We start from the raw sequence: 12,843 nt of genomic DNA, 5'->3' as shown, positions 1-12,843 counted from the left end.
TACCCCCGCCAGGTTTCCCGCTTTAATGTGGTCCGTTTTATTCCTTCAGGTCGATGGTCACAAGCTGATGCAGGATTTCAATCTGGGTGAATGGCGCATTAGCCCACAGCAGAACCGGGTCAGCAACAAGCATGACCATCGCTCCCTTGAACATACTCCCATGCAGTTGTTGCTGTTTCTGGCAGCAAATCCGGGCAGCATTATCAGCAAAGGTGAACTGCTGGATCATATCTGGGCGGGCAAAGTGGTTGGCGAGGAAGTACTGACCGTGGCGATCAGCCAGATCCGCAAGGCACTGGATGACAAACCCAGACACCCCCGCTTTATCAAGACCATCCCGGGCCGGGGTTATCAGTTGATCATGACTCCCCATCAACAAACCACCCGTGCCAGGTTACCCGGCCTTTTCCGCCTGCTGGCGCTGGCCGGGTCTGCCCTTGGGATCCTGCTCTGGCTGTGGATTGATCACAGGCCGCAGCCCAGGTACCCAAACGAAGCCCTGCAGGCCTATCAACAAGGTCGCTACCTGTTGAGCCAGCAGCGTGAAGCCTCCGTCCGTGCGGCACTGACACGCTTTGACCAGGCGCTGGCACTAGCGCCAGAGATGGGTGAAGCCCGCTGGGGTAAAGTACAGGGACAACTGGCTCTGGACAACCCGCCAGACATCGGGCTCCTGATTACAGAGCTGCAAAGAGCCGTAGAGCAGTCACCGGATTTCGCCCCGGCCCATCTGAGCCTGGCGCAGTTACTCTTTACCCGCCGCTGGGACTTTGCCGGAGCCGGGCGTCACTTCAGGCAGGCGCTTGAGCTGGACGGGTCCGACCCCCTTACACATTTTCTCTACTCCCAGTTTTTACTGGCGCAGGGTCGCTTTGAACCCGCCATGACCCATGTGCGCCGTTATGTCGAACTGTCACCTGAACAATACGCTGCTCCTGTGGTGGCCTGGATCTATGCCATGACGGGCCATTACCAACTGGCCGGCCTGGAACTAGATAAGATTGCCAGCGTCAGTGAGCCGGATCAGGCTTTCCATATGTCGGCCCAGGCCATCAGGAAACACCTGGGAGATGAACTGAGTGCCTTCACCCATCTGTACAAGGTGATGGACATGCAGGGTTATGAGCCGAAGGTACTGCAGCAGGCCAGCTCTGAGTTCCAGCACCAGGGACTGCAGGGACTGTTCCGTTGGTTGCTGGAGCGACAGGACAGGGTCAATATCGGCCATTATCAGCCCCCTCTGTCCTGGGCCCGCTATGCCATCGCCGCCGGCGACCAGCAGGCGGCATTGACCTGGCTGCAACAGGCGGTGCAACAGCGGCAAACCGAGCTGTTGTGGATGGCTGTCGATCCCTGGTATGCCCCCTTGCATTCGCTGCCGGAGTTTCAGAAGCTGCTCAGAGAAATTGGTATAAACAGTTGATCTTGCTACTTATTTAGAATCCCTTATAAAGCTTTATGTCCGGTTCAGGACAAGACATTATGCCTGGCTTCATGCTGTGCCCTGTTTCAAAACGGAGGTTCGCACATGAGATCACTATGTTGGCTTTTTTGCCTGTTGTTCCCCCTTGCCGTTGAGGCTGAGTTGCTCTGGGAATACCAGTCCGGTGGGCCGGTCACCGCCCCACCTCTGATCACAAACAAGGGACTGTTCCTGGCTGCGGGACAGGCAGTCCATCACCTGGATAAGCGGGGGGCGCTGCTTAACCGGTTGCCACTGGACGAAGACGTCCGCTCCACCCCTGTTATCCACCAGGGGCTGTTGCTGGTGCATGGAAAGGGCGGTCTGTTTGCCTTTTCGGCAGACGGCAGCCAGCTCTGGCATCACGCCAGCCAGGACGGCCCCCTGATGGTAGCTGGCGAAACCTGGGGCTGGGGAGAAGGGGTGTATGCCGATCCCTGGGCCTGGTACCGCTCCGGCGTGGCAGTTAAGGATAATACCGCCTTCTACAGCGATAGCGGCGGGACCTATGCCGTGGAGTTAAAGACCGGTAAGCGGCTCTGGCACCGGGATACCGGCCAGACCCATACCACGCCTGTGGTGGGGGACGACGCCGTGTTTGCAGCCAGTTGGAACAACAGCCTGTATGCACTAAGCCCTGCCAATGGTGAAATCCTGTGGCGGTTCGACGCGGATCTGCCGGCTGGACAATTCTCCGGCTGGGCAGGCTGGCAGGGGTTGAACCTCACCCCCACCCTGAACGGGAAGGCTATCTACCTGGGCAGCCGCGGTACTTACCTGTATAAACTGGCCGCCAGTTCAGGCAAGGAGATCTGGAGGGTCAAGCATGCCAGCACCTGGATAGGCTCTCCGGCAATGGTTTTTGACAATACCCTATACTATGGGCTCTCCGACGGCACTGCCCTGGTGGGCCAGGCCCTGGATTCAGGCAACCTGACCCACCTGGTCCAATCGCCGCACCTGATTTTCGCCCCCCCGGTGCAGGTCGATGGCAGGATCTACTTTGCCACGCTGTCAGGGGAACTGTTCGAATATATGCCCGGCACCGGCCAGCGGCGCCGCCTCTATCAGACCCGGGCCAGCGCAGATCATTATCCCCGTCATGTTAAAGCCGGCGGTGGTCCCAACTACCTGCCTGCCGATCCGCAACTTTCACCCCATCAGGCCACGGTAAAACAAGTCCAGGTCATGCTCAGAGAAATGGACAGTATTCTCAGTCTGACCACGGACGGTCAGCAACTCTACCTGGGCACGGCAACGGGTCGGCTACTGGCAATCCGGATCTGAGCAGATGGTATTAGGATCGTCATACCGCCGTCCGCTTACCAATTGACACCGGTGCCTTGTAAAAGGCGCCGGGCTTCTGCCGCTACTGTTGGCACGCCAGTCCAGGTGCACTTAAAGATAAGTAGTACTTAACAAATACTTACTTGAAGTTAACCAGATGGGAGAGTGCCAGCTCTTTGCTGATGGTGGTCAGCAGGCGTTGCCACCAGGCTGACTTTATTTTATCCACCTCTTTCAATTCACTATTACCTATACATTTTTTCTCGTAGACTGTGTTCAGAGTCGACATAAAAATTTCCTCCTTTATTTGCCTGAGTGGAATTATCTTCCTCAGCCAGGGGAACAGCGAACGATCATTACTTCTCATATATATAAGTTTGAGTTATGGATAAAAGACTGCGACACCTGCCCTCATTACGCTGCTTTGCTGCCGCCGCCCGCCATCAGAGTTACAGTCGGGCCGCCGAAGAACTGGCCATCAGCCAGGCCGCGGTCAGCCAGCAAATCCGTTCACTGGAGCAGGCCTTGGGGGTCAAGCTGTTCTTCCGTCAGGGCAGGCAGATGCAATTGACCTCCAGGGGCCATACCCTGGCCAGACATGTGGAGCAGGCATTCGATACATTGCTGACCGGGCTGAACAAGTTGCGCTGTGAGCAGGAAGCGGGGGTCTTGACTGTCACCACTACAGGTTCTTTCGCCTCAATGTGGCTGATGCCCAGACTGTGGAAATTTTCCCTGATGCACCCGGGTATTTCAGTCAGGGTGATGGCTTCCCCGCAACTGGAAGATCTGCGCCACGCGGATATTGACGTGGCCATACGCCAGGGTGAGCGTCTGGCGGAAGGCCTGCACCAGGAAGTGATAATTCAGGATCCTGTGTACGCGGTGTGCTCCACCCAGTTTATGCGTGAACAGCAACTGAGCCACCCGCAGCAGGTTCGGGATTGTCTGTTGGTTGAGGGCCATGATCCCGGCCCTTTCAGTTGGCGGCGATGGTTCGAACTGGCAGGAGTGGCTGTTGAACCGGACAAGCTGCGTTCAGTGGTAGTGGACACCTGGGAGATGAGTATCAATGCTGTTGCAGCCGGGCATGGCTTGTGTCTTTCAGCCACCTGCATGGCCGGCGAACTCATCAGCCGGGGAATTCTGATCAAACCCTTTGCCATTGACATACACCCGGGCGTACGGTTTTCCCTGTTACACGATCCCGAATCCCCCCGCCTGATGAGAATTCAGGCATTTACCCATTGGGTGAAAAAAGAATTGGCGGGTCAGGGCGCCGACTGCCTGGCAGAAACCGGCTTGCCGGCGGCCTGAATTTATCATTACTTCAGGTTAACCATCTGTTGCAAGTTCATATTGCGGGACATGGTAGTCAACCATTGCTGGAAGGTTGCCCTGCGACGTCCGGCCTTTTTCTCAGACTCTTGCTTATCAGGATGATTTACTGAAACTTTTTCTATAGATACCGACATTACCCTTACTCCATCCATTTTGTGACCCTGGATATTATCGAATAATTATTGGGCAGCATCGAGCGACTTAAATTTAGCCACCTTAATTAGTTTATCTAATGAAAGAATGCTAAATGTCCGGCTCAATACAAAGACTGACTTCCTCATCTCAGGTTTATAATTTGATACCAATTGTGTCAATTAGACACACAACGGCCCTTTGCCCAGGCGCGCAATCTTATATGCTGATGTCTGACCACTGTCCAAAGCCAGCCTGTCGCCCGGCGAGAGGTGCGTAGCGGACCCATTTGATGTGGCAGCCACTGATAACCAACTTCAGGTCATAATGCGTTACGATCCGGGAATAACCCCTTGAAAACACTGTGGTTTGCCCTGTTGCTCCTGAGCTGGCAGGCGAACGGCAGGGAACTTTGTCCTGAACCCCTCACGCTGGTGTTCAGCGGTGACTGGTACCCCTACATCTATCTGGATGAGCAGGGAGACTACCGGGGTGAGGACCTGACGCTGCTCCGGGACACCTTGGCGGCGATGAACTGTGAACTGTTTATTCTGCCCCTGCCCGAGCGCCGGACCCGCCAGGATCTGCAAAGCGGCCGGGTTGATATTGCCCTGTCGGCAACCCGCACGGCAGAGCGGGAAAAGCTGTTTCTGTTCTCCAGGCCCTATCGGCTGCAGAGCATTGTGATGGTGCATCGACGCGATGACAGGACCACCGCCGCCCTGGACAATCTCACCGATCTGGTGAAACAGAACAAACTGGTCGCACTGAACCGTATCGCCTGGTATGGGCTGGAGGTGGACGCGCTGCTGCGCTCTGCCTGGAGTCGCCAACTGATGCATGTGGAAACCTTCGCCTCCCGCCTGGAATTGCTGCGCCGGGGCAGGGTAGACGCCTTTATTGACGACAAGGGTGCGGTGCAGGCCGAGATTCTGAGGAGCCACCTGCAGGATCTGACCATCAGTCCCCGTCCCGTGGATGTGAGCGAACAGCATTTTATGTTCAGCAAGGCCAAGGTGAATCAAGCCTTTGTGGATGAATTCAATCGTCAGTTAGCCGGGCGACTGCAACCGAATTACCCAGACCCCTAGGGGTGTTTGTCTTTCATATAGATGCTCTGCCGGAGGCCATTTCTTTGCCCAGCAAAGAAGATGGAGTGCGATCTAGTGGGCCAAAATAAGCGACTGACCAAAGGGAATGGATCCCATTGGAACAGCGAAGTTGGCCGCGAAGCGGTGAAATATAGGGATATATTTCATCTCACGCCGGTGGCCGGAAAAAAATGCCCGGAGCATTTTTTAACAGCTTGGCTGGCCGCTTTTCGGCGAGTATTACGGATGATACGAGTAAAAATGCCCCAGCCCGAAGGGTTGAGGCTAAAAATCCCTCACTCTGCTCCCATCTTGTTTTGATGGCAAAACAGCGTTACTGGCGCCTTGATTGAAGCTCTTTCGCTCTCAACACAGACCAAGAGAAATATAAGCACGCCCTAGCTCAACAGCTGCCTGAGCATTTGCACGATTTCGGTCTCCTGGCGGTAAGCCAGACCAATTTCCCGGGCCAGTTCCAGTCCCTGTAGCGTCTGAAAACGTATATCCTGTTGTTCCAGCTCCGGATGCACCGGGATCAGGGCGCAACCTAGCCCGGCACTGACCAGGCCCAGAGCATATTCGATGGTCTGAATTCTCGCCCGGATGTCCAGGCTGATACCGGCCTTGCGGGTCTGATCGCGCAGCAGGGTCCAGGCTTCACAGGGTGTGCGTTGGATAAACGCCACATCGGCCAGATCTTCAAGACAGATTCTGCCCAACAGGCTGAGCGGATGGTTAACCGGAATGGCCAGTTGATACTGTTCGCGCCAGACCAGTTGGAACTTCTCTCCCGGAAGCAACAAATCCCGGGTGATGATTCTGGCATCGCAGGCGTCTTCCGGCGGCACCAGGGTCAGTTCAAGGGAGTCCCTGGCCGCCGTCAGCTCCTTAAGCAGGGAACTCATCCTGACCACTCCCAGCCCCTTGCTCAGACCGAGTCTGAAAGGCTCCTTAACACGACTGCCAACAAACATGGCCTGGATGGCATCGGCCTGCCCGAGCAATTGCTTGGCAAGGGGATAGAGCTGCTCAGCCGCTTCGGTGGCCTTCACGCCACGTGCGTGGCGGTTAAACAATTGCCGGCCCAGTTCCCCCTCCAGTTGCTTCAGAGCAGCCGACAGGGAGGGCTGGGCAATAAAGCGGCTGCGAGATGCAGCGCTCAGGCTGCCCTTTTCATACACGGCCACAAAATGGGCCAGGGCCCTAAGGTCCATTCCTCACTCCTCAACTATCGCTGGTCATCTATCCTCAGGCCATAGTCTACACCTATATCTCTTAAAGAAAATCGGTACTATTCCTTCAGGTTATTTACCCTTATTATCATCCTGTTAACAACCATCAAGCAGGTATCTTCCTATGTCTCGACCCAACTTTAACTGGCAGGACCCCCTTTCCCTGGAATCCCTTCTGACTGAAGAAGAGCGCATGATTCGTGACAGCGCTCATCAGTATTGTCAGGAAAAACTGATGCCAAGGGTACTGGAAGCCAACCGCCATGAGATCTTCGACAGGAAAATCATGAACGAGTTGGGTGAACTGGGCCTGCTTGGCGCCACCCTGCCGGAAGAGTACGGCTGCGCAGGCGTAAACTATGTCACCTACGGCCTGGTGGCCCGGGAAGTGGAACGGGTGGACAGCGGCTATCGCAGCGCCATGAGCGTGCAATCCTCGCTGGTGATGCACCCTATCTATGCTTACGGCTCAGAAGAACAGCGCAAAAAGTACCTGCCGAAACTGGCGACCGGGGAATGGGTGGGCTGTTTCGGCCTGACCGAACCCAATGCCGGTTCCGATCCGGGCAGCATGGCTACCCGTGCGGTGAAAGTGGATGGCGGATATCGCCTTACCGGCACCAAGATGTGGATCACCAACTCCCCTATTGCCGACGTGTTTGTGGTGTGGGGCAAGCTGGACGGCGAAATCCGTGGTTTCGTGCTGGAAAAAGGCATGGAGGGACTGAGCGCGCCCAAGATTGAAGGCAAATTCTCCCTGCGCGCCTCCATCACCGGCGAGATTGTGATGGACAACGTCTTCGTCCCCGAAGACGGTCTGCTGCCGAATGTGAGCGGTCTGAAGGGGCCATTCGGTTGCCTGAACAAGGCCCGCTACGGTATCGCCTGGGGCGCCCTGGGTGCCGCTGAATTCTGCTGGCATGCGGCCCGCCAGTACACCCTGGACAGGGAACAATTTGGCCGCCCCCTGGCCGCCACCCAACTGATTCAAAAGAAGCTGGCCGACATGCAGACCGAAATCACCACCGGCCTGATGGCCTGTGTGCAGGCAGGCCGCCTGATGGATCAAGATCTGCTTGCGCCGGAAGCCATCTCACTGATTAAACGCAACTCCTGCGGCAAGGCTTTGGATATCGCCCGTATTGCCCGGGATATGCACGGCGGCAACGGGATCGCCGACGAGTTCCATGTGATCCGTCATGTGATGAACTTAGAAGCGGTGAATACCTACGAAGGTACCCACGATGTGCATGCCCTGATCCTTGGCCGTGCTCAGACCGGCCTGCAGGCCTTTTCCTGATAAGCAGTTAAGGAGTCGCTGATGCTGGACCGCAACACCATTGTCAGACAAAACCTGATCCGGGATGTGCAGGAAGATCGCCTGCCAAAGGGCAGTGTCAGGGCTTCCCTTCAGGATGCGGGTCTCAGTCCCGAACAATTGATTGATCTGTTCGAAACCCAGGTGATGAGTCGTCACCTGGATTTACAGTCACGTAAGATGCAAAAGGAAGGCAAAAGCTTCTATACCATCGGCAGTGCTGGCCATGAAGGCAATGCTGCGGTGGCCGCCGCCCTGCGCCCGGATGACATGGCGTTTTTGCACTATCGCAGCGGCGCCTTTGTCATCCAGCGCAGCAAGCAGAAGCCTGGCACCACCCCCTTATACGATATGTTGCTGTCATTTGCGGCGTCCAGCGAAGATCCCATTTCAGGGGGACGGCACAAGGTCCTTGGCAGCAAGGATCTGTTTATTCCACCTCAGACCAGCACCATTGCCTCTCATCTGCCCAAAGCCATGGGGGCAGCTTACAGTATCGCCCTGACCAACAAGCTGGGCATTGATTCGGTGATGCGACCGGACGGTGTAGTGCTGTGCAGTTTCGGCGATGCCTCGGCCAATCATTCCACTGCCCTGGGAGCCATTAACGCGGCGTCCTGGGCTTCGTATCAGTCCATCCCCATGCCGATACTCTTTGTCTGCGAGGACAATGGCATCGGCATCTCCACGCCCACTCCGCAAGGGTGGATCCACGCCAATTTCGCCAACAGGGCCGCTCTGGAATATCGCTACTGTGACGGGCTGAACCTGGTGGATACCTACCAGACGGCCAAGGCGGCCGCAGACTGGGTCAGACGACGCCGTAAGCCCCTGTTCCTGCACGTGCGTACCGTGCGCCTTTTGGGTCATGCGGGGTCGGACTCGGAATTTGCCTACCGGCAACTGGCTGCCATCGAAGCCAGTGAACGGCAGGATCCGCTACTGTACAGTGCAGGGTTACTGCTGGATAACCAGATATTATCGGGTGACGAAATTATTCAGCTCTATCTGGAGGTGGAGCAACGAATCGCCAGGATCAGCGAGCGGGCCGCCAGCCGGCCCAAACTGACTCATGCGGCGCAGATCAAGGCCGCCCTCATACCGCCAAAACGCCATGCATCGGTGCCAAAGCCGGTAGATCGGAATACACTGTTCAGCCATGAAAAACATAACCTGGGCAAGCCCCAGCACCTGGCCAAACTGATCAACTGGGCGCTGCTGGATCTGATGGCCCAGCACGAGGAAATCGTCATGTGTGGCGAGGACATCGGTCGTAAGGGCGGCGTATACAATGTAACCGCCAAGTTATATGAAAAGTTTGGTGCGCCCCGGGTCACCAATACCCTGCTGGACGAACAGTCCATTCTGGGTATGGCCATCGGCATGGCGCACAACGGTCTGCTGCCCATCCCTGAGATTCAGTTCCTGGCTTACGTACACAATGCCGAGGATCAAATCCGCGGCGAAGCCGCCACCCTGCCGTTTTTTTCTAACGGGCAGTACAGTAACCCCATGGTCATACGCATTGCCGGCCTGGCCTACCAGAAGGGTTTTGGCGGACATTTTCACAACGACAACAGCTTTGCCGTGTTCCGCGATATTCCGGGACTTATCCTGGCCTGTCCCTCCAACGGTGCCGATGCGGTAGAGATGCTGCGCGAATGTGTGCGCCTGGCGAGGGAAGAGCAGCGTCTGGTGGTATTTCTCGAACCTATCGCCCTGTATATGAAAAAAGACTTGCATGAAGAGGGTGACAACCTCTGGTCTTTCCCCTATGTGCCGCCTGAGCAGGCTGGTCGTCTGCCTCTGGGCGAACCCGGAGTTTATGGCGAAGGCGAGGATTTGTGTATTGTCAGTTACGGCAACGGTTATTACCTGAGCAGACAGGCAGAAAAACAACTGGCTGAACAGGGCATTCGCTGCAAAGTGGTGGACCTGCGCTGGCTGGTCCCCCTCAACGAGGAGGCCATCATCGAGCAAACCCGGGGTTATAACAAAGTGTTGATTGTCGATGAGTGTCGTCAGACGGCCTCAGTCAGCGAAGCCCTGGTTACCTTGATCACCGAAGCCAGACAGGCACTGGGGCAGGCTTTACCACAGCTTAAGCGTCTGTGTGCAGAAGACTGTTTTATTCCCCTGGGCAGTGCCAGTTATGAGGTGTTGCCTTCCAGCGATGAGATTGTGGCCCTGGCGAGAGAGATGGTGGGTAAACCCGACCAGAATGCCGCCAGGTACCGGGAGGTAAGCTGATGACAGATAAGCAGACCGCTGTGGTCATCTGCCCTGGCAGGGGGACCTATAACAAGGACGAGCTGGGCTATTTCGGCCGTTACCATTCTGACAAAAGCCACATCCTGCAGGTTATCGATGCTTATCGCACCGGGCAGGGCCAGGTGCCGGTGGCAGAGCTGGACGCCATGCCCGCGTATAAGCTGCCCATGCATACAGCGGGAGAAAATGCCTCGGCCCTGATTTATGCCTGTGCCCGCGGCGACTTTGACGCCATTAATCGTGAAAAGTACGAGATAGTTGCGGTGACCGGCAATTCCATGGGCTGGTATATCGCCCTGGCCCTGGCCGGCGCCCTGGGCGAAGAGCAGGCTATCAAACTTATTAACAGCATGGGCTCGATGATGAGCGGCGGCCTCATCGGCGGCCAGATGATCTACCCCACCTGTAACGAGGACTGGGTGGAAGACAGCGAGCTCAAAGCCCGGATCTTGCACTGGATACAGGAAGTGAACACCCTGCCCGGAGCTGAAATCTATCCGTCCATCTTCCTTGGCGGTTTTCTGGTAATGGGCGGCAACGAAGCCGGTATGAAAGCCATGGAGCAGCGTCTGCCGCGGTTACAGGACCGCTATCCCATGCGCCTGTATAACCACGCGGCGTTTCATACGCCAATGTTAAAAGGCATTTCTGAGAAGGCCAGACAGACCCTGCCACAGGCGCTGTTTTCCAGGCCACACCTGCCCATGATCGACGGCGAAGGGCGGATCTGGCAGCCGCACAGCACTGACCTGTCGGCCTTATATCATTACACCCTGAATACCCAAGTGGTGGATCCTTACCATTATGACAAGGCCATCGAAGTGGCTATCAAGGAGTTTGCACCGGATAAGTTGATTATTCTCGGCCCCGGCGCAACCTTGGGCGGGGCCACGGCCCAGTCCCTGATCCGGCATCACTGTTGGAAGCTGGCTGGTAAGGCCGATTTTATTGCCCGGCAGGAAACGGACCCCGTGTTGCTCGCCATGGGTATGGAGGCCCAGCGAAAACTGGTAGTTTGATTGGCTCCGCAGTAGGAAATCCGCTGGTATCGGCTAAGTTTGCTGATAAAGTAAACACAATCAGGTGCTTATCATTCCAGGTGAGATCGTGCTGAACCGACTGTTTACCGGCTTGCTGCTGGCGGTGTTACTTACCGCCTGCCAGACTTATGCCCCTACCCGACCCGATCTGCAGGAAGCCAGTCTGCCGGCCCTGCAGGTTTACCTCCAGGAAGGCCGGCTGAGCAGCGAGGAACTGATAGTTTACTATCTTGACCGCATTGCCAGCCTGGACAAACAGGGGCCGATCCTGAACGCCGTAATCAGCCTTAACCCCGAGGCTGCCAACGAGGCCAGACTTCTGGATGAGGAACGCCGGACCGGACAAGTACGGGGCCCCTTACACGGTATTCCTGTGCTGCTTAAGGACAATATCGATGCCGTCGGTATGGCCAATTCGGCAGGCTCAGTGCTGCTGAAAGACAACCAGCCACCTGATGATGCTTTTCTGGTACAGCAACTCAGGGCCGCAGGGGCAGTGATCCTGGGCAAAGCCAATCTCAGTGAATGGGCAAACTTCCGTTCCAGCCGCTCCAGTTCGGGCTGGAGCAGCCTTGGCGGCCAGACCCGCAATCCTTATGATTCCAGCCGCTCCACTTGTGGATCCAGTTCCGGCTCAGCGGTAGCGGTGGCCGCCAATATGGTTGCGGCAGCCGTGGGCACTGAAACAGACGGCTCCCTTGTCTGTCCGGCAGCAGTTAACGGTATTGTCAGCATCAAGCCCACCCTGGGCCTGATCAGCCGCGATGGTATTATTCCCATCGCCCACAGTCAGGATACTACCGGCCCCATGGCACGCACAGTAAGTGGGGCGGTGATCCTGCTGGAAGCCATGGCGGGTGAAGATCCGGGGGATTCGGTCTCCTATGCAGGGGGACTGGATTTTAGCCGGCATCTTAAGATTGACGGACTGGCGGGCAAGCGCATCGGTATAGTGCGTAATCTGACCGGATACCATGATCTATTGGACAGGCAGTTCGACGCCCAGTTGGAGATACTGAGAAGACAAGGGGCCATTCTGATTGACAAAGTTGAACTGCCAACCCTGGATCAATGGGATGATGATGAATTCACCGTGCTGTTACATGAATTCAGACAGGATCTGGCCGCTTATCTGCAGGCCAGTCAGAGTCCGTACCGGTCCCTTGCCGATTTGATTGTTGCCAACGACAAGCATGCGGCTGTAGCCATGCCATTGTTCGGCCAGGAACTGTTTCTGATGGCCGAAGACAGCAGCGGCGAAGAGCAACAACTGAAATATGAAGAAGCTTTGCAACGGGCAAGACGCCTGGCCGGTGCTGAGGGGATCGATGCGGCAATGGATCAGCATCGGCTCGATCTGCTGATCGCGCCCACCACAGGGCCGGCCTGGAAGATCGATTATCTCAACGGCGATCATTTCCTGGGCTCAGCCAGTTCCGCGGCGGCAGTAGCCGGCTATCCCCATATTACCGTGCCCATGGGCTTTGTGCAGGTAGCAGAAGAACCCGCCCTGCCTGTGGGAATCAGCTTTTTTGGCCGGGCCCGCTCAGAAGCTGTGCTGATAGAGGCTGCCTACGGCTATGAGCAGGCCACTCAACACAGGGTCCCGCCATCCGGCTACTGACAACCGTAAAGACTGAAAGTGGCGTCGAATTATTTAACAACCTCC

General features: G+C 56.3%; 11 protein-coding genes. 8 read left to right on the top strand and 3 right to left on the bottom strand.

Annotated elements, in window-relative coordinates; translation table 11 throughout:
- Positions 1–25 precede the first annotated feature (25 nt).
- The gene (locus J0A66_RS01265; RefSeq protein WP_206571951.1) at positions 26–1,423 is read left to right on the top strand and encodes a winged helix-turn-helix domain-containing protein; all 1,398 of its coding nucleotides are present in this window, start codon (positions 26–28) and stop codon (positions 1,421–1,423) included.
- 105 nt (positions 1,424–1,528) lie between these two features.
- Entirely contained in the window at positions 1,529–2,749 is a 1,221-nt protein-coding gene (locus J0A66_RS01260; protein ID WP_206571950.1) for an outer membrane protein assembly factor BamB family protein, read from the top strand.
- A gap of 139 nt (positions 2,750–2,888) precedes the next feature.
- Here the strand turns inward: J0A66_RS01260 and J0A66_RS01255 are convergent, their stop codons facing one another.
- Complete coding sequence (locus tag J0A66_RS01255) at positions 2,889–3,038, bottom strand: hypothetical protein (RefSeq protein ID WP_206571949.1); 150 nt, start codon at positions 3,036–3,038, stop codon at positions 2,889–2,891.
- Positions 3,039–3,133: 95 nt separating this feature from the next.
- On the opposite strand from J0A66_RS01255, the gene J0A66_RS01250 reads away from it, so the two are divergent.
- On the top strand, positions 3,134–4,066 hold the full coding sequence (locus tag J0A66_RS01250; protein WP_206571948.1) for a LysR substrate-binding domain-containing protein: 933 nt from the start codon (positions 3,134–3,136) through the stop codon (positions 4,064–4,066).
- An 8-nt stretch (positions 4,067–4,074) separates the two neighbouring features.
- On the opposite strand, the gene J0A66_RS01245 is transcribed toward J0A66_RS01250, so the two are convergent.
- Positions 4,075–4,224, bottom strand: coding sequence for a hypothetical protein (locus J0A66_RS01245; RefSeq protein ID WP_206571947.1), 150 nt, complete (start codon positions 4,222–4,224; stop codon positions 4,075–4,077).
- Between the two features lie 351 nt (positions 4,225–4,575).
- Here J0A66_RS01245 and J0A66_RS01240 point away from each other — a divergent pair, with 351 nt between their 5' ends.
- Positions 4,576–5,313, top strand: a complete 738-nt coding sequence (locus J0A66_RS01240; RefSeq protein WP_206571946.1) for a substrate-binding periplasmic protein — start codon at positions 4,576–4,578, stop codon at positions 5,311–5,313.
- Positions 5,314–5,711: 398 nt separating this feature from the next.
- Here J0A66_RS01240 and J0A66_RS01235 read toward each other — a convergent pair whose 3' ends face one another.
- Positions 5,712–6,527: a LysR family transcriptional regulator gene (locus J0A66_RS01235; protein WP_206571945.1), complete on the bottom strand. Its 816-nt coding sequence runs from the start codon at positions 6,525–6,527 to the stop codon at positions 5,712–5,714.
- A 142-nt stretch (positions 6,528–6,669) separates the two neighbouring features.
- On the opposite strand from J0A66_RS01235, the gene J0A66_RS01230 reads away from it, so the two are divergent.
- From J0A66_RS01230 to J0A66_RS01215, 4 genes are all read left to right on the top strand, one after another.
- Complete coding sequence (locus J0A66_RS01230) at positions 6,670–7,845, top strand: acyl-CoA dehydrogenase (protein WP_206571944.1); 1,176 nt, start codon at positions 6,670–6,672, stop codon at positions 7,843–7,845.
- Positions 7,846–7,866: 21 nt separating this feature from the next.
- Positions 7,867–10,113 (top strand): dehydrogenase E1 component subunit alpha/beta, encoded by a 2,247-nt coding sequence (locus J0A66_RS01225; RefSeq protein ID WP_206571943.1) that lies wholly within the window; start codon positions 7,867–7,869, stop codon positions 10,111–10,113.
- On the top strand, positions 10,113–11,153 hold the full coding sequence (locus J0A66_RS01220) for an ACP S-malonyltransferase (RefSeq protein ID WP_206571942.1): 1,041 nt from the start codon (positions 10,113–10,115) through the stop codon (positions 11,151–11,153). The genes J0A66_RS01225 and J0A66_RS01220 overlap by 1 nt, the downstream gene beginning before the upstream one ends.
- A gap of 88 nt (positions 11,154–11,241) precedes the next feature.
- Complete coding sequence (locus J0A66_RS01215; protein ID WP_338143851.1) at positions 11,242–12,798, top strand: amidase; 1,557 nt, start codon at positions 11,242–11,244, stop codon at positions 12,796–12,798.
- Positions 12,799–12,843 lie beyond the last annotated feature (45 nt).

It is taken from the genome of Bowmanella dokdonensis (assembly GCF_017254865.1).
Taxonomy (GTDB): domain Bacteria; phylum Pseudomonadota; class Gammaproteobacteria; order Enterobacterales; family Alteromonadaceae; genus Bowmanella; species Bowmanella dokdonensis.
This window is presented reverse-complemented; position numbering and strand designations above follow the sequence as displayed.

Bases quoted from the DNA above. Each gene is read 5' to 3' on its own strand.
- J0A66_RS01265 (WP_206571951.1), top strand. From the start codon at position 26: ATGTGGTCCGTTTTATTCCTTCAGGTCGATGGTCACAAGCTGATGCAG.
- J0A66_RS01260 (WP_206571950.1), top strand. From the start codon at position 1,529: ATGAGATCACTATGTTGGCTTTTTTGCCTGTTGTTCCCCCTTGCCGTT.
- J0A66_RS01255 (WP_206571949.1), bottom strand. From the start codon at position 3,038: ATGTCGACTCTGAACACAGTCTACGAGAAAAAATGTATAGGTAATAGT.
- J0A66_RS01250 (WP_206571948.1), top strand. From the start codon at position 3,134: ATGGATAAAAGACTGCGACACCTGCCCTCATTACGCTGCTTTGCTGCC.
- J0A66_RS01245 (WP_206571947.1), bottom strand. From the start codon at position 4,224: ATGTCGGTATCTATAGAAAAAGTTTCAGTAAATCATCCTGATAAGCAA.
- J0A66_RS01235 (WP_206571945.1), bottom strand. From the start codon at position 6,527: ATGGACCTTAGGGCCCTGGCCCATTTTGTGGCCGTGTATGAAAAGGGC.
- J0A66_RS01230 (WP_206571944.1), top strand. From the start codon at position 6,670: ATGTCTCGACCCAACTTTAACTGGCAGGACCCCCTTTCCCTGGAATCC.
- J0A66_RS01225 (WP_206571943.1), top strand. From the start codon at position 7,867: ATGCTGGACCGCAACACCATTGTCAGACAAAACCTGATCCGGGATGTG.
- J0A66_RS01220 (WP_206571942.1), top strand. From the start codon at position 10,113: ATGACAGATAAGCAGACCGCTGTGGTCATCTGCCCTGGCAGGGGGACC.